Origin of the sequence: Lysobacter sp. KIS68-7, assembly GCF_021284745.1 — a bacterium.
Lineage (GTDB): Bacteria > Pseudomonadota > Gammaproteobacteria > Xanthomonadales > Xanthomonadaceae > Noviluteimonas.
The window spans coordinates 1761487-1788105 of record NZ_CP089925.1; the positions used below are offsets into that span (position 1 = coordinate 1761487).

Genomic DNA, 26619 nt, shown 5'->3' on the forward strand with positions numbered 1-26619 from the left:
CCTGAAGCTGCCTTCCGGCCTTCTGGCCGCCCCCCGGTTGCGATTACCGTTCGGTCCCAATGCCCATGCACGATCCCGCCATCACGCTCGCCACGCCGGACGACCTCCCGCGCCTGCTCGCGGTCTGGGAGTCGTCGGTGCGCGCCACCCATGCGTTCCTCCCGCCCGCGGAAATCGATCGGCTGTCGCCGCTGGTCCGCGATCTCCTCGCGTCCTTCGTGCCCCTGCATGTGATCCGCGATGCCACGGGCGTGCCGTATGCCTTCCTCGGCGTGGCCGATGGCACGATCGAAATGTTGTTCGTGCACGACGACTGGCGCGGGCGCGGTGCGGGCAGGCGCCTCCTCGAACATGCAGTGACCGCGCTCGGTGCGAAACGCGTGGACGTCAACGAGCAGAACGCGCAGGGCGTCGGCTTCTATCGCCACCTCGGCTTCCGCCAGGTGGCGCGTTCACCGCTCGACGGGCAAGGGCATCCCTATCCGGTCCTGCACATGCTGCGACAGGACGCCCCCACGCGGCGGCGCTCGGCCGCATGAGCAAGCGCGCGCTCCTGTCGCTCACCTTCGCCACGCTCGCGTGCATGGCGTGCGGCGCCGCCTTCGCGCAAGGCGCCGCGCTGCGCAACGCACTCACCGCGCCTGCGGCCGCCACCACGACTGCGCAGGGCGCAGGCACCAAGGACCTCGCCGCGCGCATCCAGGCCTTGCGCGCCGTCATCGACCCCGCCGCCGAATCGCTTTCGGAAGACCGCGCGGATTTCCTGCGGCGGCAGTTGCTCGCCTCGCTCGAGCGACGCGAAGACATGGCGCAATCGATCCGCGATGTCGCCCGCCTCGCGCAGCAGCCCTCGGCCACGAAGGTCCCGCCACCGCAGAGCGTGCTGGCGCTCGACGACCAGCGCCGCGAGCTGCAACGCCTCGAACAGGAACTGGCGGGTGGGTTGCGTCGCCGCGCCCTGCTTCAGGAAGAACGCGACGCGTCGGCGCAGATGCTCACGCAGAAACTCAGTGCCCAGCGCGCCCTCGTCGACGCGGGTGCAGCGCCCGCGACGCTGGAAGTGGCCAGGCTCGAAACCGAACTCGTCGAGACCTCCACCGCGGAGATCGACCAGATGCTGGCGTTGATCGACGTGCAGCAGCACCTGGCGCAGGCCCAGCACGATGCCATCGCCACCCGCTTGTCGCACGTCGATGCACGCAAGATCAGTGTCACCGCGCAGGACGAGGCGACCATCGACGCGCGCATCCGCGCGCGGGGCGATGAGTTGCGCCGCCGCATGGCGGTGTCCGCCATCGCCCGCGAACGTGCGCGCGCCGAGCTGCTGCGTGCCAGCCCCGCCACGCCGCCGCTGCGCCTGGAGGCGTTGAAGGAGCGCGTCGCCAACGCAGACATCGATCTCGAACTCGCGCGCGAAGCCCTGACCAACCTCGCCACCGAGCAGGCCGTGTGGCAGACGGTGCTGCGCCATTACCGCGACCGCGATCCCTCTGCACTCGTCGAAGCGCACAAGCTCGGTCCGGTGCTCAAGGAACGCCTGGAGCGTCGCCGCGATTTCCTGCGCGCGATGTCAGAACAGGTGCTGGCCCGCACCGGCGCGCTCGACACCGAGATCGAACAGGCGCCAAACGCCCCCGATGTCGCCGACAAGCGCATGTTGCGCGACGTGTTCGATGCGCGCCTGCAGATGGTGCATCGCGCGCAGTACGACGAAGGACGCGTGGCCGACATGATCGAGCGCGTGCGCGCCGATTTCGACCAGGGCATGCGCATGGCGCCGTGGCAGGAACGTGCGCGCGTGGCCTGGGCCATGATGCGCGACGGCGTGTCGCGCTTCTGGAACTTCGAACTGTTCACCGTGCAGGAGACCGTCGAAGTCGACGGTCGCCAGACCGAGGTGCCGCGGGGCGTGACCGTGGGCAAGGTGGTGAAGGCGCCCTTGCTGCTGGTGTTCGGCCTGTTCGCGGCGATCAAGCTCACGGCCTGGTGGGAGCGCTGGCTGCATCGCCGCCGCGGCGTGGAGGAGGGCAATGCGCGGCTGTTGCGGCGCTGGGTCCTCGCCTTGCTCATCGCCGCCGCGGTGCTGGCGAGCCTGGCCATCGCCGGCATTCCGTTCGCGGCCTTCGCCTTCATCGGTGGCGCGGTGGCGATCGGCATCGGCTTCGGCATGCAGGCGCTGTTCAAGAACCTCATCAGCGGCGTGCTGGTATTGATCGAACGTCCGTTCCGGCTCGGCGACGTGATCGAAGTCGGCGCGCTGCGCGGCACCGTGGTGGACATCGACCTGCGCACCTCCGTGATCCGCGACGCCGACGGCGCCGACACGCTGATCCCCAATTCGGTGTTGATGGAAGAGAACGTCAAGAACGTCACCTACCGCTCGCGCATGCACCACCAGGTGCTCGACGTGGTGGTGGATGGCGACTCGGATTCGCGCGCCGTGGGCGATGCGATGCTGGCGGCGGCCGCGCGCCACGGGCAGTTGGCCGACGATCCGGAACCGACCGTGCTGCTCGACGAATTCGCGGACAACGGCCTGCGTTTTGCATTGCATTACTGGATCGAACTGCGCCCCGGCACCGACCGCCGCCGCATCGCGAGCGACCTGCGCCTGATGATCCTGGGCGCGTTCGCGGACGCCGGCATCAGGATGGCCCCGCCGCCGCCCACATATCGTTGATAGCGGTATGCCACTGGCCAAGCTGACGCGACCCAAGTTGCACCAGGTGTTGGCGCGCGAGCGCCTGTTTGCGCGACTGGACGATGCCACGCGGCCCATCGTGTGGATCGTCGGTCCGCCGGGCGCGGGCAAGACGGCGTTGGTGGCGAGCTGGTTGCACGCGCACAAGGTGGGCGGCGTCTGGTACCAGGTGGATCCGGGCGACCGGGATCTGTCGACGTTCTTCCATTACCTCGGTCTCGCCGCGCCCGCCACGCGCAAGCGCGATGCACCGCTGCCGCCGTTCACCGCCGAACACGCGTCGGATCCCGCGGGGTTCGCGCGCCTGTTCTTCCGGTCGATGTTCGAACGCTTCAAGCCGCCGGCCGCGATCGTGTTCGACAACTACCACGAGCTGCCGCCGGGCGCGCCGCTGCACGCCTTGTTCAACGCGATCGCGCGCGAGGTGCCCGAGCGCACGCTGCTCATCGCCACCAGTCGCGGCGAACCGCCGCCGGAATGCGCGGAGCTGCGCGCGATGGATCGCATCGCGATCGTCGATTGGGACGAATTGCGCCTGACGTTCGATGAAACCTGCGGCATCGCCGCGCTGCGCCAGCACCTGGACGACGCCACGCTACGCGCCGTCCATGCACAGGCCGACGGCTGGCCGGTGGGCCTGGTGCTCACGCTCGACCAGGTGCGACGAGGACACGTGGATGCGACGACCGCCGCCTCGCAGGGGCGCGAAGTGTTGTTTGGCTACTTTGCAGGGCAGATCCTCGCGTCCCTGCCCGAGCCCGTGCAGGCGAGCCTGATGCGCATCGCGCTGTTGCCGCGCGCCACTGCGGCGCAGGCCGCCGCGATTTCGGGCGATGCGGGCGCAGACCATCTGCTCGATTCCCTGTATCGCAGGCGCCTGTTCGTCGAGCGTCGCGGCGAGGCCTATCAGTTCCATGATCTGTTCCGCGCATTCCTGGTCGAACGCCTGGAAGCGACGGTGTCGCCGGAGGCGGTCACGGCCTTGCGTCGCCATGCCTTCACGCTGCTCGCGCAAGCCGACCAGATCGAAGCGGCCTTCGATTGCGCCGCGGCCGCGCGCGATTGGCCGGCGGCTGCGCAACTCGCGTTGCAGTGCGCGCCGCGCTTGCTGGAACAGGGGCGCGTGGCCACGTTGAAGAGTTGGTTCGACGTGTTGCCGTTGGAGGTCCAGGACGCATCGCCGTGGCTGATGCTTTGGCGCGGTGTGTCGCTCTCTCCGTTCGCCCCGTTGCAGTCGCGCGGCATCTTCGAAGCCGCCCATGCGCGCTTCGGCGAAGCCGACACGATCGGCCGCATCCTGAGCCTCGGCGCGATCATCGCCACGCATTACCTGGAGTTCGACCACGGCCAGGTGGACCACTGGCTCGACCTGCTGTTGCCCGAACTGGAAGCCGCGCCGGAGTTCCCCGCCACCGCGGCGGAGGTGCGCGTGAACGCCGCCCTTCTGTTCGCGCTGAGTTTCCAACGCCCGAAGGCGCCGCTCATCGATGCGTGCCTGGCCCGCTTGCGCGTGCTACTGCAGCGCCCGGACGTGCCCGTCAACCCGCGCGTCGATGCCGCGACGCTCATGCTTGCGCACCACCAGACCATCGGCGACCTGGAGGAAGCCGAACGCATCGTGGCGATGGCATCGCCGTGGGTCGCCGATCCGGCCACCACACCGGCCTATCGTGCGCTGTGGTTGTTGCAGCTTGCGCACCTGCGCCCCAAGCAGGGGCGCGAAGCCGAAGCGATGCGCATCTACGACGAATGCGAGAAGGTTGCCGACGACAATGCCTTGTCGTTGCCGCCGCTGCGCATCTTCGTGCACCTGGGGCGCGCGATTGTCGCGTTGCAGGCAGGCGACCCCGACATGGCGGAAGCCGAGCGCGTGAAAGCGGCGGCGTACTGGAACTTCGCGCGCAAGCTGGATCGCGCGCTCGACGCTGCGATCAGCGGTTGGATCGCCCTCCAGCGCGGCGAGCATGAGAAAGCGCTGGCCTGCGCGCGCGCCGAAGTCGAAGGCATGGATGCGTACGGACCGATCTGGTTGCGCTTCGGCGGACGCTTGCTGGTTGCGATCGCGGAGTTCGAAGCCGATCCCGCCGCAGACGTCGCGCCCATCCTCGCCGAGGCGCGCGCCTTGCTCGTGGGCACGTGCCTTGGCCGGTACGAATACGCGATCGATGCCACCGAAGCGTGGATGTGTTTGCGCCGCGATGGCCTCGAAGCCGCGCGGCCCTTGATCGAACGCAGCTTCGCGGGACGCGACGCACACCACGGGCAATTCCTCGTGCGCGCACACCCGACGCTGCTCTCGGAGGTCTACGGCGCCGCACTGGAACTCGGCATCTCCGAAGGCGACGCACGCCGCGCGATCCGCGACTTCTCGCTGCGCGCCCCCAACCCCGATCCGCCGCGCTGGCCGTGGCCCTTCGAAGTGCGCACGCTCGGCGGCTTCGAAGTGTTGCGCGAAGGCCAGCCGCTCGCATTCTCGCGCAAGCTGCCGCGCAAGACGCTCGCGTTGCTCAAAGCCATCATCGCCTTGGGCGGACGCAGCGTGTCGGAGCAACGCCTGCTCGATGCGCTGTGGCCGGACGAAGAGGGCGATGCAGGTGCACGCGCACTCGATGCGACCGTGCTGCGCCTGCGCACCTTGCTGGGCGATGCGGCGGCGATCGAACAACGCGGGGGGCGCGTCTCCCTGAATCCGCAGCGCGTGTGGGTCGACATGTTCGCGTTCGACCGCGCGCTCGTGATGGCCGACGAAGCGGCGCATCGCCATGATGCGGGCGCCGAACGCGCACCGCTGCAACGTGCGCTGGAACTCTACCGTGGCGCGTTCCTTGTTGAGGACGAGGGCGAATCCTGGCCCGTCGCCGCGCGCGAACGCCTGCGCGGCCGCTTCATCCATGCGCTCGCGCGCCAGGCCGAAACCTTCGAACGCGAGGGCGACGACACCGCCGCCATCGCCGCCTATCTGCGTGGCATCGACGCCGACCCGGCCATCGAATCCTTCTACCAGGGCCTGATGCGCTGCTACGACCGCCTGGGTCGCCGCAGCGAAGCCATTGCCGCTTACCAGCGCATGCGGCAGATCCTCTCGATCACCCTCGGATTGCAGCCCTCCGGCGCGAGCGAACGGCTCTACCAATCGCTCCGCCATTGATGAGCTTCAGGCACGACGGCAATCCGTAGCCAATAAGTGCCGCCCCCCGGGCGACCCTCTCCGTGCCCTCTCCGGAGACCCCGCTTGGCCCCCATCCGCTCTTTCGTCGTGCGCATCTACCGCAGCGGGCGGAACGGCCTCCACGGTGTCGTCGAGGACGTGAAGACCGGCCGCACGCGGCCGTTCCACTCCATCGCCGAACTGTGGGAGGCAATGCGCACGACACGTCGGTCCCCTGGGCACAAGGACGTGCCACCTCCTTCTTCCGAATAGTCCCCACGACTGGAACCCCCATGTCCCGTTTCGTTCGTCCGTTGCTGCTCCCGGCCGCCCTGGCCCTTGCCCTCGTCGCGTGCTCGCGCGCCGCAACGCCGACCGAAGAGGACGCGCGCCCCGTGCGCGCGTTGCGCGTCGGTGCTGCCGAAGACACCGCCGGCGCCACGTACTCCGGTGAAATCCGCGCACGCCGCGAAGCCGCGCTCGGCTTCATGGTCGGTGGCCGCATCCAGCAGCGCGCGATCGAAATCGGCGACACGGTCGAGAAGGGCGCGGTGCTGTTCCGCCTGGATCCCACCGACGCTGCGCTCAACGCGAATGCCTCGCGCAGCCAGGTCGCTTCCGCGCGCAGCCAGTACGAACAGGCGAAGGCCGACTACGCGCGGTTCTCGCAGCTCTCGGGCATGCAATACGTTTCGCGCTCGGAACTCGACAAGGCACGCATGAACCTGCAGACCGCGCAGGAAGCCTTGCGCGCGGCCGAAGCCAACAACGGCGTGGTTGCCAACCAGGCGAGCTACACGACCTTGCGTTCGACGGTGGCCGGTGTGGTCACCAGCCTCGAAGCCGAATCCGGCCAGGTGGTCTCCGCTGGCCAGGTCGTCGCGCGCATCGCCGAAGACGGCGAACGCGAACTGCTCGTCAGCGTGCCCGAGTCGCGCATCAACGAACTGCGTGCGGCGCGCAACCTCAGCGTCGAACTGTGGGCCGACCCGAGTCATCGCTACCCGGGCCGCCTGCGCGAACTCTCGCCCGACGCCGACTCGGTGACGCGCACCTACACCGCGAAGATCAGCGTACTCGGCGCCGACGACGCGGTGCGTCTCGGCATGACGGCGAAGCTGCATGTCGCGCTGCCCGCCTCGGGCACGTTGCGTCGCCTGCCCCTCACCGCCATCTACGACCCGGACGGCAAGTCCTATGTGTGGGTGGTGGATCCGAAGACCCAGCGCGTGGCGATGCGCCAGGTCGAACTCGCGCACGCGCAGGACGATGGCGTGCTCGTGAGCCGCGGGCTGCGCGACGGCGAAGTCGTCGTCACCGCCGGCGTGCACATGCTGCATGCGGGCCAGAAGGTCCGCACCACGCCCGCTTCCTGAGGTCATTCGTGAAAGGTTTCAATCTCTCGCGTTGGGCGCTCGCCCATCCGCAATTCGTGCTGTTCCTGATGCTCCTGTTCGTCGCGGGCGGCGTCTATTCGTGGCGGCATCTCGGCCAGGCCGAAGACCCGAACTTCACCGTCAAGGCGATGGTCGTGCAGGCGCAGTGGCCCGGCGCGAGCGCCGACACGATGGCGCAGCAGGTCACCGATCGCCTGGAGCGCAAGCTGCAGGAAGTCGCGGAAGTCGACTACCTCAACAGCTACTCAAAACCCGGCATCACGCAGATCACCGTGGTGCTGCGCGAGTCCGTGCCGCCCAAGCGCGTGCCCGACGTCTGGTACCAGATCCGCAAGAAACTCAGCGATGCGCAGGGCGAGTTGCCGGAAGGCGTGCAGGGCCCGTTCTTCAACGACGAGTTCGGCGACACCTTCGGCAACCTGTATGCGTTCACCAGCGACGGTTTCAGCTACGCGGAGCTGCGCAAGTTCACCGACCAGGCACGCGACGAATTCCTGCGCGTGCCCGACGTGAGCAAGGTGCAGTACCTCGGCTTGCAGGAAGAAAAGGTCTTCGTCGAGACGTCCTCGGCCAAGCTCGCGTCGATCGGCCTCGACCCCAAGGTGCTCGAAGACACGCTGCGCGCGACCAACACCGTCGTGCCCGCCGGCATCGTGCAGGCCGGCGAACAACGCGTGGCCCTGAAGATCACGGGCGAGTTCGACTCGGTCGAATCCATCGCCGACATCGGGCTGAACGCGAACGGACGCATCGTGCGCCTGGGCGACGTGGCACGCGTGTATCGCGGCTACAGCGACCCGGTCGAAAGCAAGATGCACTTCAACGGCAAGGACGCGATCGGCTTGGCCATCGCCATGCGCGACGGCGGCGACGTCATCCGCATGGGCCACGACCTCGACGCCGCGGTGGAACGCGTGCGCCGCGCGATGCCGGTCGGCGTCGAGATCCATGCGGTCTCCAACCAGCCGAAGGTCGTGCACGAATCGGTGCACGAGTTCACCAAGAGCCTGGCCGAAGCCATCGTCATCGTGCTCGCGGTGAGCTTCCTGTCGCTCGGTTGGCGCACGGGCATCGTGGTCGCGCTGTCGATCCCGCTCGTGCTCGCGACGACCTTCCTGGTGATGTATGCGCTGGGCATCGATCTGCAGCGCATCTCGCTCGGCGCGCTGATCATCGCGCTCGGCCTGCTGGTCGACGACGCGATCATCGCGGTGGAAATGATGGCGCTGAAGCTCGAACAGGGCTGGGATCGCACGCGTGCGGCGACCTTCGCCTACACGGCCACGGCCTTCCCGATGCTCACGGGCACGCTGATCACCGCCGCTGGCTTCCTGCCGGTGGGCCTGGCGAAGTCGAGCGCGGGCGAATACACGATCTCGATCTTCCAGGTCGTGGGCATCGCGCTGATCCTGTCGTGGCTGGTGGCGGTGTTGTTCACGCCCTACCTCGGTTACAAGCTGCTGCCCGAGCCCAAGGCCGGCGCGCACGCGCACGATCATGCGATCGATGCGAAGCACGGCTTCTATGGGATGTTTCGCCGCCTGCTCGAATGGTGCCTGGCGCGTCGCGGCCTCGTGCTCGGCTGGACGGTCGCGATGTTCATCGGCGCGATGGCCTTGTTCCAGGCCGTGCCGCAGCAGTTCTTCCCGGCCTCCAGCCGCCCGGAACTCATGGTGGACCTGTGGTTGCCGGAAGCGGCGAGCATCGCCGCCACCGACGCCGCGGTGTCGCGCCTGGAAGCGAAGTTGCAGCACGATCCCGACGTCGAAGCCGTCACCGGCTACATCGGCACGGGCAGCCCGCGCTTCTACCTGCCGCTGGACGTGCAGTTGCCGAACACCAACTTCGGCCAGGTCATGGTGATGACCAAGGGCGAGGAGGCGCGCGAGCAGGTGTATGCGCGCCTGGAAAAGACGCTGCGCGAAGACTTCCCCAACCTGCGCGGACGCGTGTCGCGCCTGGAGAACGGCCCGTCGGTCGGCTATCCGGTGAAGCTGCGCGTGTCGGGCCCCGACCCGCAGAAGCTCGACGAAGTCGTCCGCCAGGTGCAGGCCGTGCTGCGCAAGGACCCGGCGATCCGCGACGTGAACTCCGACATGGGCGAACGCCTGCAGACCGTGCGCCTGATCGTCGACCAGGACAAGGCGCGCACGCTGGGCGTGTCGTCGAAGCAGATCGCCGACACCACGCAGAACTCGCTGTCGGGACACGCGACCACGCAGTATCGCGAAGGCGACCAGCTGATCGACGTGGTGACGCGCCTGGAAGGCGCCGAACGCACCGACCTGGATAACATCAAGGACGCCAAGCTCTATACGCGCGATGGCAAGTTCGTGGCGCTCTCGCAGGTCGCGCGCATCGAGCTGGGCAGCGAGCAGAGCGTGGTGTGGCGTCGCAACCGCATGCCGACCGTCACGGTGCGCGCGGATGTCGTGGGCGCGGAAGGCCCGGACGTCACCGCGCGCAACTGGCCTGCCGTGCAGAAGATCATCGACACGCTGCCGCTGGGCTATCGCATCGAGATCGGTGGCGCGGCCGAATCCAGCGCGACGAGCCAGGCCTCCATCGCCGCGGTGGTGCCGTTCGCGATCGCCGTGATCCTCGTGCTGCTGATGATGCAGCTGCAGGACATGAAGAAGACCGCGCTCGTGCTGGCCACCGCGCCGCTGGGCATGATCGGTGTGTCGCTGATCCTGGCGATCTTCCGCGTGCCCTTCGGTTTCGTCGCGCTGCTCGGCACGATTGCGTTGGCCGGCATGATCATGCGCAACTCGGTGATCCTGATCGACCAGATCGACCAGGACCTGGCGCAGGGCCATACGCCGTGGGAGGCCATCGTGGGCTCGACCCTGCGCCGCTTCCGCCCGATCGTGCTGACCGCGCTGGCCGCCATCCTCGCGATGATCCCGCTCACGCGCTCCACGTTCTGGGGCCCGATGGCCTGGGCGATCATGGGCGGGCTCACGGTCGCCACGCTGCTGACGCTGATCGTGCTGCCCACCCTGTATGCGTGGGCCTATCGCATCCGTCGTGACACCCCCGCACGCGCCCCCGTGGCCGCTCCCGACGCCCCGGAACCGCCGATCGACGCGTTGCCGCAACCAATTTGATCCCTCGTGCATCCGAAGATGAAATCCGCTCGCTCCCACGCCATGGATCTCCGCCCCGCGCTGTTCTTCCTGCTGCTTGCCGTGTGCGGCCTGGTCGCGGCCGCCACGGTGGCCGTCACGGGCAACGACTCGGCGTGGCGGCACATGGCGGAACAGGACCTGGCGACGATCCGCGACACGATCGGCGAGCGCCATCCCGGGCCATTGGACACGCGCAATCCGGCCTTCGCGCAATGGAATGCGAAGGGTTACGACGAAGCGATGGCGCTTGCGGCGAAGGCGACCGATTTCCCGGGGTACGAGAGTGCGTTGCGCGCCTACGTCAACGGCTTCCACGACGGGCACTTGTCGTTGAATCTCGACATGCAAACCAGCCGCGCGTGGTGGCCTGGTTTCGTGATGGCCTGGCGCGACAACGCGTGGCGCGTGCACTCGGTGGCGAGCGATGTCGCCTCGCCCCATGCAGGCGATGTGCTGGTGGCCTGCGACGGCGTCGGCGCCGACGATCTGTATGCGCGCCGCGTGGCTCCGTTCTACGGCAATCCGGAAATCCGCAGCAGTCGCGTGGTGTCCGCGCCGCGCCTGCTGGTCGACACATCCACCGAGAAGCCTGCGTCACCGGCGAATTGCACGTTCCATAGCGCAAGCGGTGAACACACGATCGCGCTGGATTGGCGACGCGCGCAGTGGGATCGCCTTGCGCCGTTGCTGGCGGCCGCACGCACGGGCGCACCGCCGCCATTGGGCGTGCGTGCGGTCGCCGGCAACGGCACGTGGGTGAGCCTGCCGAGCTTCACGCTGCAGGGCACGGAGATCGACGCGACCAAGGCCGTGCTCGCGCAACTCGCCACGCATCGCGACAGCGATTACATCGTGGTCGACGTGCGCGGCAACGGCGGCGGCAGCTCCTACTGGGGCAGCGCCACCCTCGCGGCGATCTACGGCGAGGCCTTCGGCAAGTGGATGGATGACGAGGCGACGCGCAAGCAGGCGAACACGTACGTCGAGTTCCGCGTGTCGCAGGCCACGGCGGATCACTTCCGCAACGAATTGCCGCGCATGGCGAAAGGTGCGGGCAAGGAATCGGGCGACTACCGCTACTTCGAACGCATCGTCGCGGCGCTGGATTCGGCCGTTGCGCGCGGCGACAAGCTGCTCGACGATCGCGCGATCCAGCGTGCCGTCTACGGCGCGCCAAACACCACGCCTGCGCCGCGCCCCGATCCTGCGTACCACGGTCGCGTGTTCTTCCTCACCGATGCAAATTGCGCGAGCGCGTGCCTGGATTTCGCGGACCTGATGCTGTGCGCGCCGAACGTCGTGCACGTGGGTGGCGAGACCAGCGGCGACACCGCGTACATGGACGTCGCCCGTCGCCCGCTGCCGAGTGGTACCGGCACCATCGTGTATGCGACCAAGGTCTACCGCGACCGCGCACGCGGCCACAACGAAACCTACGCGCCGTCGCTCGCCTGGACGGGCGATGCGTGGGACACGCCTTCCATCGAAAAGTGGATCGCCGACCTGCAGCAAAGCGGCAAGGTGCCGGCGCAGAAAACGCCGAAGCACTGCTGACGCGTCAGAGACGCTCGGTCGGTTCCAGCGCCGCCGACTCGCCCGCGATGGGGGCGGGCATGCGCGCATTCGCGCTGGACTCCCAACGCCAGAACAACCAGCCCAGCGTGCTGAAGACCGCGGCGCCCAGCGCCAGGTGCATCGCGGAATGGCTGAGCAAGGGCGAGAGTACGCCAGCGATCACAGCGTTCGACACCAGCCCGCAGAAGGCCTGCAGCGACGACGCACTGCCGCGCTGGCGCGGATACATGTCGAGGATGGCGAGCGTGAGGATCGGAAAGACCAGCGCGATGCCGAAGGAGTTGAGCATCATCGGCAACACGGCCCACGGCACGGAAGGCTGCGGCACCAGCAGGTTGTAGCCGATGTTCGCGAAGACGGCGAGCGCGCAGAACGCAAACCCCATGCGCACCTGGCGGGTGCCGTCGATCCTGCCCGCGATGCGGCCCGACACGTACGCGCCGAGCATCATGCCGCTGATCATCGGCACGAAGAACCACGCGAAGCTGCGTTGGTCCAGGTGCATCAGGTCCATCACGAAGGCAGGGGCCGAGGCGATGTAGAGGAACAGTGCGCCGAAATTGAAGGTGCCCGCCGCCGCGAGCCGCTGGAAACGCGGATTGAGGAAGATCGCAACGTAGTCGCGCAACAAGGGCTTCGCACGCAGCGGCAAGCGCGCCTGTGGCGGATGCGTTTCGGGCAGCGCCACGAACGTGGCGAACCACAAGAGCGTGGAGAACGCGACCAGGAACCAGAAGATCATCGGCCACGCCGACCATCCCAGGATCCAACCGCCGATCACCGGCGCGATGGCGGGCGCGATGCCGAAGATCATCGACACCTGGCTCATGAGGCGTTGCGCGTCGTGCCCGTGCAGCACGTCGCGGATGACCGCGCGGCCGACGATAAGCCCGACGCCCGCACTCAATCCCTGCAGGCCGCGGAACCACAACAACGTCGTCAGGTCATGCGCGAGCGCGCAGCCGACCGACGCAACGGCGAACACCGCCAGGCCGCCCAGGATCACGCGGCGGCGGCCGATCGCATCGGACAAGGGCCCGTGCACCACGCTCGTCAGCGCATAGGCGATGAGGTAGGCGCTGATCGTCTGCTGCATCGCCACCTTGTCGGCGGCGAGCTGGGCGCCCATCTGCGGGAACGCCGGGAAGATCGTGTCGATCGAAAACGGGCCGAACATCGCCAGCCCGCCGAGGAGGACGGCCAGGCGACGCGTGGAAAGTGTTGCCGTCCCTGGCCCAGCCACGATCAGCGTTCCTCTTCTTCCTCGCGCTGTTCGTCGGTCACGGGGACCTCGAGCTTGCACGACTGCTGCGCACCGGCGGCGGTGCACGTGCACTGGCCGTCGCCCGCGAGCGAACGCGCGCGGCCCGCGGACTTGCCTTGCTTCACCCAATCGCGCGCCTGCTTGTTGGCGGCATCGCACGCGGCCTTTTCGGACGCGCCGGTCGCGGTGAAGGTCTTCTTCGCGTCCTGCGCATGCAGCGCGGGCGCGAGGAGAAGCAGGGCGGAAGCAATGAGGGCAAGACGCATGGCGACCCCTTGGGCTTGTGAACGTGCGCCGTATTCTACTTGCCGTTCCTGTACGTCGCCCGCAGCAGCTCGTGGAAATGGTGGACCGCGTTCTCGCGCAGCGGATTGAGCCGCCCGGGGACGTAGGAGCCCGACGACAATCCGCGCTGCACGTCCTCGCAGATGGTCAGGTCCTCCACCTGCACCTCGTCGCTGAAGCTCAGGTCCGCCGCGCGACGCGCCTTGCCGGCGTCGCTCTCGTCCATCGCGTAGTAGAAGTCGAACTCCACGCGGCATCGGTCCGCGCCCTTGGGGATCACGCGGTTGGTCTGCAGGCGGCCGGGGACGATGTTGAGCATCGTGTTGGGCCACATCCAGTAATACAGCGCGTCGCCGCCGCCGTAGAGGCTGTCGTCGCTTTCCAGCGGGCTCCACTGGAACGAATACCACTCGGCCGTCGCGGTGACGTAGCTGCGGTAATCCAGCAGTCGGTTGAGGCCCGGATGGATGTGCGGGACGTGGTAGCCCTCCAGGTAATTGTCGACGTACACCTTCCAGTTGCACGGCACGTCGTACCCGACGCGATGGTGATGGCCGTAATGTTCGAGTCCACGATCGGGGCCGATGCGTGCATCGATGCCGGCGACGAATGCATCGAAATCCGGGGAGCGCGTCGGATCCACGCACGCGAACACCATGCCTTGCCACACGCGCACCGCGAGTTGCGGGAGCTTCACGTCGGAGACGTTGAAGTCCGGCGCGCCGCTCATTTCGGGCGCGGAACGCAAGGTGCCGTCGAGCGTGTACGTCCAACCGTGGTAGCGACAACGCAGCGCCTTCGCCCCCAGGCCATCGCATTGCGCGAGCGGGCCGGCGCGATGGCGGCACACGTTGTGGAAGACGCGAATGACCTCGTCCGCACCGCGCACCGCGATGACCGGCAGGCCCGCGAAATCGGCGATCGCGTGATCGCCCGCGTTCTGCAATTGGCACACGTGCGCGATGAGTTGCCAGCCATGATCGAAGATCAGCGCGCGATCGACCGCGACGAACGCGGGATCGGCATAGAAGCGCGCGGGCAGGGCGGTGGCGTGGTCCAGCGGCTGCGGATCGAGGTCCGAAGGCGGCGGCGGAACGGCGGGGCGGGAGGTCGTGCGCGTCATTGCGGAAGTATGCCGCGCGGCCCGTCGGCGCGTCCGTGATGGGTCACGCCCCTGTGATCGGCCCCGCGCTACGGTCGCTGCGGAGGGGTGCTTGCCCATGCGCGATTTCGGTATCCAGCGCGAGTCCATGGTGCGGCGGCAGATCGCGGCACGGGGTGTCCACGACCTCGGGATCCTGGAGGCCATGCGCCACGTGCCGCGCGAGCGCTTCGTGGACGAGGCGATGCTGGAGTACGCCTACGAGGACGGACCGCTGCCGATCGCGGCGGGGCAGACGATTTCGCAGCCCTACATCGTGGCGCGCATGATCGAACTTGCGCGCATAGCGCACGGGGATCGCGTGCTGGAGATCGGAGCGGGGTCCGGTTATGCGGCGGCGGTGATGGCGCAGATCGCAGAACGGGTGTTCACCATCGATCGTGTCGGACAACTTGCGGAGCTCGCACGGCGGCGTTTCGTCGCACTGGGTTACGACAACATCGAAGTGCGCACGGGCGATGGCACGGCGGGATGGCCGGAGGTGGCGCCGTTCGATGCGATCCTCGCATCCGCAGGCGGGCCCGATGTACCGGATGTGTTGCGCGTGCAACTCGCGATCGGTGGTCGACTCGTCATGCCGGTGGGGCAGTCGCTGCATCACCAGCAACTGGTGCGCGTGACCCGCGTTGACGAAGTGACTTTCGAAGAGCTGTGGACCGACCACGTGGCGTTCGTGCCGTTGATCGGCACCTACGGTTGGCCGGACGACGGTCCGAGCGCGTGGCGTGCGTGATCAGCGTGCGGCGCTGATCGCAGTGACCATCGTGCGCACGGCGTGTTCCGGCGTCAGTCCGCTATCACGCACCAAGCTGCGCCAGGTGAAGAAATCGAGCGCAAGGCGGAGCAGGGCGCGTGCGGGTGCGCCGAGGCCTTCGCTGAGCACTTCGTCGTAGGCGACGTGATAGGGCGCCCAGCGCAATTCGACGATCTCGCGCACCAACGGTTGCGCGTCGGCATCGCGCAGCACGCAACCGGTGAGGTCGGCGTTGCGTTCGTACCAGGCGTAAAGCGCGGACAGGCCCGTCGAGAGACGTTCGTTGCGATCACGGATGGCGCGCCATGCATCGGCATCGGGCAAGGGATCGCGTTCCAGCGAAAGGGCGGAGCAGGCGAGCAGCAACGTGCGCTCGTCGGGGAAGTGCGAATAGAAGGTGTTGCGCTGCACGCCCGCGCGCTCGGCGACCATGCTGAAGGTCGTGCGCGCGGGGCCGACTTCCGTATGCAGGGCCACGGCCGCCTCGACGATCCGCCGCCGCGTATCGGCCTGCTGCTCAGCTCGCTTTCCGAGGGTGTATGTGCGGGTCATGTGGATTCACTATACACCTGTGTTCGGCCATATTGACAAGCATGGATATTGGGAGCACATTCGCGTTCGCCCAAATAGGGCGCCCCCTCCCCAGCGAGCACGGCCCCATGCAAACCCAAGTCGATGAAATCGCGGATGGCATCTACCGGCTGTCGACCTTCGTGCCCGACGTGGCACCGCCCGCCGGCTTCACCTTCAACCAGTTCCTGGTCCTCGGGGACGAACCGCTGCTGTTCCATACCGGCCCGCGGAAGATGTTCCCGCTGGTGCAGGAGGCCGTGAGTCGCGTCATCGCGCCCTCGCGATTGCGCTGGATCTCGTTCGGGCACGTGGAAGCCGACGAGTGCGGCGCAATGAACGAGTGGCTCGCGGTGGCGCCCGATGCGCAGGTGGCGCATGGCGAGATCGCCGTGATGGTGTCGCTCAACGACCTCGCGGACCGCGCGCCGCGCATGCTGAAGAACGGCGAGGTCATCGACCTGGGCGGCGGAAAGCGCGTGCGTTACCTCGATACGCCGCATACGCCGCACGGGTGGGACGCCGGCGTGATGTACGAGGAGTCGAGTGGCACGCTGCTGTGCGGTGACTTGTTCACGCAGGTCGGCAAAGCGCCGGCGCTGATCCATGGCGACATCGTTGGGCCCGCGCTCGTGGGCGAAGACATGTTCGGGTATTCGTCGTTGAATCCGAACATGGGGACGACGATCCGGTCGCTGTCGGCGCTGGCGCCGCGGACGCTGGCGTTGATGCACGGGCCGTCGTATGCGGGCGATGGCGCGAGTGCGTTGCGGGCGTTGGCGGATGACTACGATCGAAGGGCGTCGCTTCGTGGCGTGGCAATCGATCAGGCCGTGGCCGCGTAATCCACGCGGCAACAGGACCAACAAAAAGCCGCCCTCTCGGGCGGCTTCTGATCGACCCAGGCTGGTTGGCTTGGCCACGCCTTCCAGCCTGCCTCCGGGGGGCGCACCTGACCGAAGGACTTTAGCCCGCAGAGCGGGGACGCGGCGGACTCTACCTGCGTGCGGAACTCATCACAAGTGCTCCTGCCACGGGTGTCCCAATGCGTTCAAAACGCCTTGCCGGATGGCCTCGAGTTCCTTGAGCGAGACCTTCATCTTGTAGTACTCACGCCTGCCTCTCCAACGTCGGAAGTACCCGCGCAAACGGTCGAATGACACGACGTTGATCATGTCGCACTTGGCCCACACATCGCCCGCGCCTCCCCCTGGCAAGGGATCCCGATCGAGCCGTACATGCCAAGGTCGGACGATCTGCGGCGGCGTCGTGCTCAATGGAACGACCGTTGTCAGGCGAGCGCGTTGGCACGCCCTCGGCACAATGACGATCGCGATGCGCGTTTTGATCATCTCTGGCGCCATGCCTGAGTAGTCGCACCACAGCGCTTCGCCCAAATCCGGGTGGTAGTTGATGCCCATCGACGCGCTCGATCTCCTGCATCGAGCGTGCGCCATTCGACAGCGCGTGCAAATGCGACGGCAGCGCAATCGCGATGCGATCAGTCTCCGGATCGCGAGTCGGCCGTACCTGCACGCCCTGCTAACGCCCCCTCCGGCATCACTCCCCATTCGGCAGCGATGTGGAGGCGGCAATGGAAACGTATAGCGTCGGTTATCTCGTCGGCAGCCTGGCCAAGGCGTCGATCAACCGCAAGCTCGCCAGGGCGCTGACGAAGCTCGCGCCGAAACACCTCGTGATGCACGAGATCCCGATCGGCGAGCTGCCGCTCTACAGCTACGACTACGACAAGGATTTCCCCGAGGTCGCGCGCAAGTTCAAGCAGGCGATCGCCGATGTCGATGCGGTGCTGTTCGTCACGCCCGAGTACAACCGTTCCATCCCGGGTGCGCTGAAGAATGCGATCGACTGGGCGAGCCGTCCGTATGGGCACAACTCCTTCGCGCGGAAGCCGTCGGGTCTGATCGGCACTTCACCTGGCTCGATCGGCACCGCGGTCGCGCAGCAGCAGTTGCGCGGCGTGCTGTGCTTCTGCAACTCGCCGCTGATGAACACGGTCGAGGCCTACATCCAATTCAAGCCCGGCCTGATCGACGACGACGACAACGTCACCGACGAAAGCACCCGGCAGTTCCTGCACAACTACCTCAAGGAATACATCGCCTTCATCCAGCGCGTACTGACGGTGCATCCGCGCAAGCCGGTGTAGGGAGCGGGCCGCTCTGTCAATCCTTACGAAGCGCCAAAGGCCTTGCCACAATCGGGCCAGAACCGCCGCAACCCGCAGAACGCCGAATGCCCCAGTTTTCCCCGCAGCTCGCCCGCCAGATCGCGTCCACCATCGCCGCCGAGATCGGCGCCCAGGCCTCGCAGGCCCAGGCCGCCATCGCCCTGCTGGACGAGGGCGCCACGGTCCCCTTCATCGCGCGCTACCGCAAGGAAGTGACCGGGGGCCTGGACGACACCCAATTGCGCAACCTTGAAACGCGCCTGGTCTACCTGCGCGAACTCGAGGACCGCCGGGCCACGGTGCTGGCGAGCATCGCCGAGCAGGGCCAGCTCAGCGATGCGCTGCGGGCGGAGATCGAGGCCGCGGATTCCAAGTCGCGCCTGGAAGACCTCTACCTGCCGTACAAGCCCAAGCGCCGCACCAAGGCGCAGATCGCGCGCGAGGCCGGCCTGGAGCCGCTCGCTGACGCGCTGCTGGCCGATCCGACGCTGGCGCCGGAGGACTGCGCCGCGCGCTTCGTCGATGCCGACAAGGGCGTGGCCGACACGAAGGCTGCGCTGGACGGCGCGCGCTGGATCCTGATGGAACGCTGGGGCGAGGACGCCGCGCTCGTGGGCGAACTGCGCGCCTGGCTGCACGAAGTGGGTGTGATCCGCGCGCGCGTGGCCGAAGGCAAGGAAAACGAAGGCGCAAAGTATCGCGATTATTTCGATCATCGCGAATCGCTCGCCCGCATTCCGTCGCATCGCCTGCTTGCGCTGTTCCGCGCGCGCCGCGAAGAAATCCTGTACATCGACCTCGATCCCGGCACGGACGCCGACGCCGGGCACCAGCTGGCCGAAGGACGCATCGCGCACCACGTCGGCATCAGGGCGCAGGGACGGGCGGCGGACAAGTGGTTGCAGGACACCTGCCGCCTGGCGTGGAAGGCGAAACTGCATCTGCACTTGCTGCTCGACCTGTTCCAGCAGGCGCGCGAGAAAGCGGAAGCCGAAGCGATCCAGGTCTTCGGCGACAACCTCAAGGATCTGCTGCTCGCCGCACCCGCCGGCCCGAAGGCCGTGCTCGGTCTCGATCCTGGCCTGCGCACCGGCGTGAAAGTCGCCGTGGTCGATCGCACCGGCAAGGTGGTCGCGACGGAAACGATCTACCCGCACGAACCCAGGCGCCAATGGGATCAATCGCTCGCGGTCCTGCATGCGTTGTGCGCGAAGCATGGCGTCGAGCTGATTGCGATCGGCAACGGCACTGCATCGCGCGAAACCGACAAGCTCGCCGGCGAGCTGATCCAGCGCATGCCGAATGGTGGAATGCAGAAGCTCGTCGTCAGCGAAGCCGGTGCGTCGGTGTACTCGGCGTCCGAACTCGCGGCGAAGGAATTCCCGAACCTCGACGTGTCGCTGCGCGGCGCGGTGTCGATCGCGCGGCGCCTGCAGGATCCGCTCGCCGAACTGGTGAAGATCGAACCCAAGGCGATCGGCGTCGGCCAGTACCAGCACGACGTCGACCAATACCGCCTCGCGCGCGCCCTGGATGCGCGCGTGGAAGACTGCGTGAACGCCGTGGGCGTGGACGTCAACACCGCGTCCGCCGCGTTGCTTACCCGCGTCTCGGGTCTATCGTCGACGGTCGCGGAGAACATCGTCGAGTATCGCGACACGAATGGCGCGTTCAAGAACCGCAAGGCCTTGCTGAAGGTGCCGCGGCTCGGCGAGAAGACATTCGAACAGTGCGCAGGCTTCCTGCGCATCGCCGATGGCGACCAAGCGCTCGATGCCTCCTCGGTGCATCCCGAAGCCTATCCGCTGGTCGCGCGCATCCTGGAAAAGTGCGGGCGCGAAGTGAAGCAACTGATCGGCGATACCGCGCTGCTGCGCAGCCTCAAGCCGGAACAGTTCACCGAAGAACAGTTCGGCGTGCCGACCGTGCGCGACATCATCAAGGAACTGGAGAAGCCGGGCCGCGACCCGCGCCCCGAGTTCAAGGCCGCGCGATTCGCAGAAGGCGTGGAGGACCTCAAGGACCTCAAGGTCGGCATGATCCTCGAAGGCGTGATCAGCAACGTTGCTGCGTTCGGTGCGTTCGTCGACATCGGCGTGCACCAGGATGGGTTGATCCACATCTCGGCGTTGTCGGACAAGTACGTCAAGGACCCGCGCGAGGTCGTCAAATCGGGCGACATCGTCAAGGTGCGGGTGCTGGAGGTCGACGTGCAGCGCAAGCGCATTGCGCTCACTCGACGGCTCGACGACACGCCGGCGCCCGCGCGAGAACCGAAGCGCGATGCGCCCGTCAGTGGAAAGCGCGACGATGCGCGTGGCGCGCGTGACCCGAGAGCTGCGCAGCCGCCCGCGAACAATGCGCTGGCTGCTGCGTTTGCGCGCGCGAAGCGGGACTGACGGGGTGCCGCAGGCAAGTCTGAATGCGGACCCCACACCGTCGTCCAAAAGCTTCGCTTGATATAGTTCCGCTTGGGCAACGCCTCGCGTTTCCGCAACCCTGGACGGCCATGGATGCAATTTCGCTAGAAGAACTCGCCTTGCTCGAGGTGTTGAAAAGAATCTCTCGACACGAGGCGTTGACCGATGATGACTCCGTCGTTCGCGACAGAATGATCGAGAGCGGGTTGGTAGCTGAGAACGATGAAGGGCTCGAACTGACATCGGCTGGGATCGAGATGTGCAAGTCGCTGCAGCATCGGGTTGCCGCCGACGCACAGGTGGCCAAGATCCTGCAGCAACGCGAGAACGGCGACGTCAAAGCCCCGGCGGGGTAGGAGCCGCGAGCCCCTCTGACGTGGCACATCAGCCCGAGGCGGCAAGGGTTGCGCCCTTCACCCCCAACCCCATAGCCTGCCCCCCGACGCGCCTTCCGGCGCCCCAGGCAGGACCCACCCCGTGAAGCCACGCCACCTGTTGCTCGCACTCGCCGTCTCGGCCGCCGTGCTCACGTTCGCCGGATGCAAGAAAGCGCCGGAATCCGCCGCCCCGACCCCGGGCGGCGTCGCCACCACGCCCCCGCCTGAAGGCGAGACGGCCGACCAGTTCATCGCCCGCGTCAACAACGAAATCCGCGCCGGCTACCCCGAACTCACCTCCGCCCAGTGGCTCTCGTCCACCTACATCACCGACGACAGCGAACTGGTCGCCGCCAAGGCCAACGAACGCAACCTCGCGCAGCTGCGCGGGTGGATCGAGCAATCGAAGAAGTTCGAAGGCCAACCGATGTCGCCCGACACCGCGCGCGCCATCATGCTGCTCAAGACGCAAGTCTCGATGCCGCCGCCGAAGGATCCCAAGCAGCTCGCCGAACTCACCAAGCTCGCCTCCAAGCTCGAAGGCATGTACGGCAAGGGCACCTACTGCAAGGGCGCGGGCCCGCAGCAGCAGTGCCGCCAGCTCGGCGAACTCGAAGACGTGCTGCGCACCAACCGCGACTACGACGCGCAGCTCGACGCCTGGCAAGGCTGGCACTCCACCGCGCAACCGATGCGCAAGGACTACACGCGCTTCGCCGAACTGCTCAACGTCGGCGCGCGCGACATGGGCTACGCCGACACCGGCGAACTCTGGCGCTCGGGCTACGACATGACGCCCGCGCAATTCGCCGCGGAAACCGATCGCCTGTGGGCGCAGGTCAAGCCGCTCTACGAACAACTGCATTGCTACGCGCGCACGCAACTGACGGCGAAGTACGGCGACCGCGGCGCAGTGGCCGGCGGCATGCTGCCGGCGCACCTGATGGGCAACATGTGGCAGCAGGACTGGAGCAACCTGTGGGACATGCTGCAGCCCTACGCCAACGCGGGCGACCTGGACGTCACCGCGAAGCTGCAGGACATCCAGCGCCAGCAGTACAACCTCGCGCTCGCCAAGCACACCGGCAATCCGACCGCGAGCGATCTCGCCGACATGCAGGTCGCCGCCAACCTCGCGACCGCCAAGGCGATGACCGAACGCGCGCAGGACTTCTACACCTCGATGGGCCTGCCCAAGCTGCCCGCGAGTTACTGGGAGAAGACGCAGTTCATCAAGCCGCGCGACCGCGAAGTGGTGTGCCACGCCAATGCCTGGGACATGAACATGGCCGGCGACGTGCGCACGAAGATGTGCATCAAGCCGAACGAAGAAGACTTCACCACGATCTACCACGAGCTCGGCCACGTGTATTACTACATGGCCTACAACAAGCTGCCGCCGATCTTCCAGACCGGCGCGCATGACGGCTTCCATGAAGCGATCGGCGATACCATCGTGCTCGCGATGACGCCGGACTACATGCAGTCGATTGGCCTGGTGGGCGAACAGCAACAGAGCGACCAGGCACTGATCAACGCGCAGATGCGCATGGCGCTGGCGAAGGTCGCCTTCCTGCCCTTCGGTTTGATGATCGACCGTTGGCGCTGGGGCGTGTTCGACGGCACGATCAAGCCCGAGAACTACAACCAGGCGTGGTGGGACCTGAAGGCCAAGTACCAAGGCGTGGCGCCGGCGACGGCGCGTGGCGAGGAATTCTTCGACGCCGGCGCGAAGTACCACGTGCCGGGCAACACGCCGTACACGCGCTATTTCCTCTCGCACATCCTGCAGTTCCAGTTCTACAAGGCGCTGTGCGATGCGGCGGGCTACAAGGGTCCGTTGTATGCGTGCAGCTTCTACGGCAACAAGGCGGCGGGGGCGAAGTTCGAAGCGATGCTCGCGCGCGGTGCCAGCCAGCCGTGGCCGCAAACGCTGAAGGAGATGACCGGCAGCGACAAGATGGACGCGACGCCGGTGCTCGAATACTTCGCGCCGCTGCAGGATTGGCTGAAGAAGCAGAACGAAGGCCAGACCTGTGGGTGGAGCACGACACCGGTGGCGAGTGCGCCGGCGAGTGCGGCGACAACGAAGCGGGGCTGAGGCTCCGACAAAAAAAGGCCGCCCGAGAGGCGGCCTTTTTTACGCCACAGTCGAATCACTTACTTCGCGACGACGTTCGTCCCCTGCGGCACGACATAGCACGCAATCGCCTTCTTGCACGCCTCCGCCTGGATCTCCGCCAACTGCCGCGCCAGGTACTGCTCCGGCGACAAGCCCATCTTGTTGCGATACGCGTTATCCGCATCCGCCGTCGCTTCCTGCTCCAGCTTGCGCTGCTGCTCGGCGATCGTCGCGGCCACGAGCGTCAGGTTGCGCTGCTGTTCGGCCGCGGTGTTGTTCATCTGCGCCAGCACGTTGTCGTTCGGCTTCGCCTTGCCGAGGTTCACCGCCATCACTTCCACGCGGATGCCGGAGGCCTTCACCAGTTCGCGCAGTTGGTCCGTCACTTCCTGGTCGACCTTCTCGGCCGCAACAGGGTCGGACATCATCTGCGCCATCTTTTCCGACTTGACCGCCTTGCGGACGATCGAGTTGTAGGGCGAGAGCACGTTGTTCTCCCACCAGTGCGGGCCGAATCGCTTCAGCGTGTCCGCCGCGTCGACGACGCGCAGCTGCACGCTCGTGTCGAAGTCGAGCAGGATGTTGTCCATGGACGACAGGTCCTGGAACGGCACGTGCAACGTCTGCGGCGCGGTGGTGACGTAGATGATCGTGGTGGAGGGCCAGGTCATGTCGCGGCCTTCCGCGAGCACCTCGGGCCGGATGCCTTCATGGCCGAAGAAGTAGGGGCGGTCCTGGTAGACGGCCACGTCGCCCGGTTCGGGCTGGGCGACAGTGCATCCGATGGAGAGCATGGCGATGGACAGCGGAATGGCGAGCAGCACGACGCGACGCACAGAAGACTTCACTTGGTTTCCCCGGAAATTGCGGCCGTCAGGCTACCGGACCGCGTGGCCGGGCGCGAGCCGTCAGTGACCGAGCCAGCTCGAGAGGGAAGGCAGCAACGCCTGTGCTGAGTCGAACGCCCGACAGAGACCCGCTTTTTCCGCTGATCTGCGATCGATGCCGCTGACGAGGAACTGTCCCCGGTCGCGCGTCAGCGTGAACATGCGGCCCGGGCCACGGAAATCGACCACGAAATTGCCGAAGGCTTTCTCGGAGTACTGCCACGTGACCGGTGAGAGGTGTCCTGTGGCCAGGACGCCTGCCAGCGGGGCGAGCGCGTCCCGAATTTCAGGAGGCAGGTCTGACATCTTCAGTGGTGCGCCGACCGCAGCAACGCAGTGAGGATGCACATCCACGCCACCAGCACCAGCACGACCCGAACGAGATTCCCCGTGGCCCATTGCCGCGCAGCCACACCCAGCTCTTCGGCCGGCACTGAAAGCGGCGTCGTGAACAGCAACCGATTGCGTGGATAGTGGAATTTGAAGGTGATGACGTCGCTCGCCACGAGCGCAACAAGCGCGATGATCAATGGCCATCGCCGATCCGGGTCCGACCACTGCGTTGCAATCGCAACCAACGTGAGCAACTGCGTCGCCGGAGAGAGCACCCGAAACAAATTCGCGGGCGTGGCCGCGGCCATGAACAAACGCCCGTGCTCCAGCCCCTGCGGACCGCCGCGCAAATTGGGCGCGAGCACCACCGTGTCGTACAAGGCCGCGCCGAACAGCGCCCCCGAACACAGCAGCGCCAGCACCGTCACGACGTGTGCGAGTTCATGCATCTGTGCGATCCCCATCAGTGGCAGCGATATTGCCTCGCCGCAACCCGCGTACACAGGTCCGGCGCCCCGTACTTCTCCCACGCATCCACCAAGCCCCAACCCTCGCTCACGTCCGCAAACCCGGGCAGCGTGCGCAGCGGCGCGCCTTCCGGCGACCAGAGACGGAAGCCGACACCGGCATCGTCATTCGTGCGCGAGCGCATCAGGTCGAGCGCCCGCGGATACTGCTTCAGGCGCACCAGCGAGGCCACGACCCACGCCGGAATTTCTGCAGGCTTCGTCCCGACGCAGTCGTCGATGATCTGCAACGCGCGCGCCTGCGCCGCGGCGTCGCCGCCCAAGGTGCCTGCGAGCAGCGTGTCGAACTTCGTGGGCGATGGATCGCCACAAGACACCAACCGAATCTGCGGCGACAGCGCAATCAACTTGCGCGCCTCCTGCACTTGTCCCTTCGCAAGCGCGACTTCGCCCAGGCCCGGCTTGGCCAGCGACAATCCCAGCGATTCGGTGCGTTCGAACAAGGCCTGTGCGCTCTCCACGTCGCCGGCGTACAGGTATTGATACGCGCGCCAGTTGGCCGCGTTCGGCAACATGGGGTCGAGCGCGAGCGCGCGATCCATTTCCTCGATGCCCTGTTTGGTATAGCCCGCGACGAGCAGCCATTGCGCCAGGTACATGTGCGCCGACGCATCGTGCGGTGCCAATTGCACGGCGCGATCGAGATACGGACGCGAGCCCACGTAATCCCGCGCACTGCGCAGCGCAATCCCCATCACGTACACGGGTTGGGCGAGGTTCGGATCCTTCGCCATCGCGGCGCGGGCGTGCCGTTCGGCTTCGGCGATATGGTTCGGATCGCGCAGGTTGACGACGGCCTGCAGCAGCGCAAGCTGCGATTGCGCGCGCACGAAGTTCGGATCCAGCGCGAGCGCTTTCTCCGACCAGGCAATCGCGTCCGCCGCGCGCGTGTAGTCGCGCTTGCTCAACACTTCGGCGGCGCGCAAATACAACTGATACGCCTCCGGGCTGTTCGTCGCCTGCGTGACCAGTCGCGACTTCTGCTGGCCTTCCAGCACCGGCTGCAGCTCATCGACGATCGCGCGCGCAATCTGGTCCTGCAGCTTGAAGACATCCGACAAGTCGCCGTCGTACTGCTTCGACCACAAATGGATGCCATCGGTGCTGCGGATCAACTGCGCGGTGATGCGCACCTTGTTGCCCTGCGTGCGCACCGAGCCTTCGAGCACGTGCGCGACACCGAGCGCCTTGCCGATCGTGCGCAGGTCTTCGTTGCGCCCCTTGTAATAGAACGACGACGTGCGCCCCGCCACGCGCAGGTCGCGGACCTGCGCGAGCGCGTTGAGGATCTCCTCCGACATGCCGTCGGAGAAATAGTCCTGGTCGTGCTTCGGGCTGAGGTCGGTAAAGGCGAGGACGGCGATCGACTTGTTGTCGACGGCGGGCGCGGGTTTCGCGGCAGGCTTCGCCGTATCGACCACGCTTTGCCCCGGCCGCACGCTCGGTTGCCCGAGGTAATACCAGGCGACCCCCAGGGCAGCGAGCCCGATGGCGACCCCGATCACCCGCTTGTTGCCGACGGGCGAAGTCTCCAGCCGCACCCCTTCGGGCGTGACGTCGAGCACCCATGTCAGCACCACGACGATGGGGAAGCCAAGCAGCAGGACGAGGATGAAGACCCGCAGCGCCCAGGGCGGGGCATCGAAGGCGGGGAAGCCGATGCTGGCGGCCTGCACGGCCAGCCAGGCGGCGACGAGATAGACCGCGCCGACCTTGACGACCTTGCGTCGCTTCAACTCGGCGAACAGCGAACCTGTCATGCCGAACCGCCCGGA

The 26619-nt window shown here is 66.9% G+C and carries 21 protein-coding genes; 12 read left to right on the forward strand and 9 right to left on the reverse strand.

Translation table 11 applies throughout. From position 1 onward, the window contains the following. Window positions 1-65 precede the first annotated feature (65 nt). From LVB87_RS08470 to LVB87_RS08495, 6 genes are all read left to right on the forward strand, one after another. A complete protein-coding gene (locus LVB87_RS08470) occupies window positions 66-539 on the forward strand; it encodes a GNAT family N-acetyltransferase (protein ID WP_232897553.1) in 474 nt (157 codons plus the stop codon). Continuing rightward, entirely contained in the window at window positions 536-2680 is a 2145-nt protein-coding gene (locus LVB87_RS08475) for a mechanosensitive ion channel domain-containing protein (protein WP_232897554.1), read from the forward strand. Before LVB87_RS08470 ends, LVB87_RS08475 begins: the two co-directional genes overlap by 4 nt. A gap of 7 nt (window positions 2681-2687) precedes the next feature. Beyond that, a complete protein-coding gene (locus tag LVB87_RS08480) occupies window positions 2688-5849 on the forward strand; it encodes a BTAD domain-containing putative transcriptional regulator (RefSeq protein WP_232897555.1) in 3162 nt (1053 codons plus the stop codon). Window positions 5850-6142: 293 nt separating this feature from the next. Then, a complete protein-coding gene (locus LVB87_RS08485; RefSeq protein ID WP_232897556.1) occupies window positions 6143-7225 on the forward strand; it encodes an efflux RND transporter periplasmic adaptor subunit in 1083 nt (360 codons plus the stop codon). An 8-nt stretch (window positions 7226-7233) separates the two neighbouring features. Further along, window positions 7234-10356 (forward strand): efflux RND transporter permease subunit, encoded by a 3123-nt coding sequence (locus LVB87_RS08490; protein WP_305067737.1) that lies wholly within the window; start codon window positions 7234-7236, stop codon window positions 10354-10356. 42 nt (window positions 10357-10398) lie between these two features. Next, window positions 10399-11931: a S41 family peptidase gene (locus LVB87_RS08495; RefSeq protein WP_232897557.1), complete on the forward strand. Its 1533-nt coding sequence runs from the start codon at window positions 10399-10401 to the stop codon at window positions 11929-11931. Between the two features lie 4 nt (window positions 11932-11935). Here the strand turns inward: LVB87_RS08495 and LVB87_RS08500 are convergent, their stop codons facing one another. From LVB87_RS08500 to LVB87_RS08510, 3 genes are all read right to left on the reverse strand, one after another. Further along, window positions 11936-13129 (reverse strand): multidrug effflux MFS transporter, encoded by a 1194-nt coding sequence (locus tag LVB87_RS08500; protein WP_232900519.1) that lies wholly within the window; start codon window positions 13127-13129, stop codon window positions 11936-11938. 68 nt (window positions 13130-13197) lie between these two features. After that, on the reverse strand, window positions 13198-13482 hold the full coding sequence (locus LVB87_RS08505) for a hypothetical protein (RefSeq protein WP_232897558.1): 285 nt from the start codon (window positions 13480-13482) through the stop codon (window positions 13198-13200). Window positions 13483-13517: 35 nt separating this feature from the next. Continuing rightward, a complete protein-coding gene (locus LVB87_RS08510; protein WP_232897559.1) occupies window positions 13518-14624 on the reverse strand; it encodes an aromatic ring-hydroxylating dioxygenase subunit alpha in 1107 nt (368 codons plus the stop codon). A gap of 97 nt (window positions 14625-14721) precedes the next feature. Between LVB87_RS08510 and LVB87_RS08515 the strand changes: the two genes are divergently transcribed. Beyond that, window positions 14722-15396 (forward strand): protein-L-isoaspartate(D-aspartate) O-methyltransferase, encoded by a 675-nt coding sequence (locus tag LVB87_RS08515; RefSeq protein WP_232897560.1) that lies wholly within the window; start codon window positions 14722-14724, stop codon window positions 15394-15396. Here LVB87_RS08515 and LVB87_RS08520 read toward each other — a convergent pair whose 3' ends face one another. Next, entirely contained in the window at window positions 15397-15969 is a 573-nt protein-coding gene (locus LVB87_RS08520) for a TetR/AcrR family transcriptional regulator (RefSeq protein ID WP_232897561.1), read from the reverse strand. A gap of 107 nt (window positions 15970-16076) precedes the next feature. On the opposite strand from LVB87_RS08520, the gene LVB87_RS08525 reads away from it, so the two are divergent. Continuing rightward, window positions 16077-16832, forward strand: coding sequence for an MBL fold metallo-hydrolase (locus tag LVB87_RS08525; RefSeq protein WP_232897562.1), 756 nt, complete (start codon window positions 16077-16079; stop codon window positions 16830-16832). Window positions 16833-17003: 171 nt separating this feature from the next. Here the strand turns inward: LVB87_RS08525 and LVB87_RS08530 are convergent, their stop codons facing one another. Further along, the gene (locus LVB87_RS08530) at window positions 17004-17408 is read right to left on the reverse strand and encodes a type II toxin-antitoxin system PemK/MazF family toxin (protein ID WP_232897563.1); all 405 of its coding nucleotides are present in this window, start codon (window positions 17406-17408) and stop codon (window positions 17004-17006) included. 173 nt (window positions 17409-17581) lie between these two features. Here LVB87_RS08530 and LVB87_RS08535 point away from each other — a divergent pair, with 173 nt between their 5' ends. The 4 genes from LVB87_RS08535 (at window position 17582) to LVB87_RS08550 (ending at window position 23076) form a co-directional block, all read left to right on the forward strand. Then, the gene (locus LVB87_RS08535; RefSeq protein ID WP_232897564.1) at window positions 17582-18157 is read left to right on the forward strand and encodes an NADPH-dependent FMN reductase; all 576 of its coding nucleotides are present in this window, start codon (window positions 17582-17584) and stop codon (window positions 18155-18157) included. 86 nt (window positions 18158-18243) lie between these two features. Then, window positions 18244-20577: a Tex family protein gene (locus LVB87_RS08540; protein ID WP_232897565.1), complete on the forward strand. Its 2334-nt coding sequence runs from the start codon at window positions 18244-18246 to the stop codon at window positions 20575-20577. A gap of 110 nt (window positions 20578-20687) precedes the next feature. Beyond that, window positions 20688-20954: a hypothetical protein gene (locus LVB87_RS08545; RefSeq protein ID WP_232897566.1), complete on the forward strand. Its 267-nt coding sequence runs from the start codon at window positions 20688-20690 to the stop codon at window positions 20952-20954. A 121-nt stretch (window positions 20955-21075) separates the two neighbouring features. Further along, window positions 21076-23076, forward strand: coding sequence for a M2 family metallopeptidase (locus LVB87_RS08550; RefSeq protein ID WP_232897567.1), 2001 nt, complete (start codon window positions 21076-21078; stop codon window positions 23074-23076). A gap of 59 nt (window positions 23077-23135) precedes the next feature. Here the strand turns inward: LVB87_RS08550 and LVB87_RS08555 are convergent, their stop codons facing one another. The 4 genes from LVB87_RS08555 to LVB87_RS08570 all read right to left on the reverse strand — a co-directional run bounded on the left by LVB87_RS08555 (window position 23136) and on the right by LVB87_RS08570 (window position 26604). After that, on the reverse strand, window positions 23136-23891 hold the full coding sequence (locus LVB87_RS08555) for an SPFH domain-containing protein (RefSeq protein WP_232900520.1): 756 nt from the start codon (window positions 23889-23891) through the stop codon (window positions 23136-23138). Between the two features lie 114 nt (window positions 23892-24005). Then, on the reverse strand, window positions 24006-24290 hold the full coding sequence (locus tag LVB87_RS08560) for a hypothetical protein (RefSeq protein WP_232897568.1): 285 nt from the start codon (window positions 24288-24290) through the stop codon (window positions 24006-24008). A gap of 2 nt (window positions 24291-24292) precedes the next feature. Then, window positions 24293-24745, reverse strand: coding sequence for an anthrone oxygenase family protein (locus tag LVB87_RS08565; RefSeq protein WP_232897569.1), 453 nt, complete (start codon window positions 24743-24745; stop codon window positions 24293-24295). Window positions 24746-24780: 35 nt separating this feature from the next. Then, complete coding sequence (locus LVB87_RS08570) at window positions 24781-26604, reverse strand: hypothetical protein (protein WP_232897570.1); 1824 nt, start codon at window positions 26602-26604, stop codon at window positions 24781-24783. Window positions 26605-26619 lie beyond the last annotated feature (15 nt).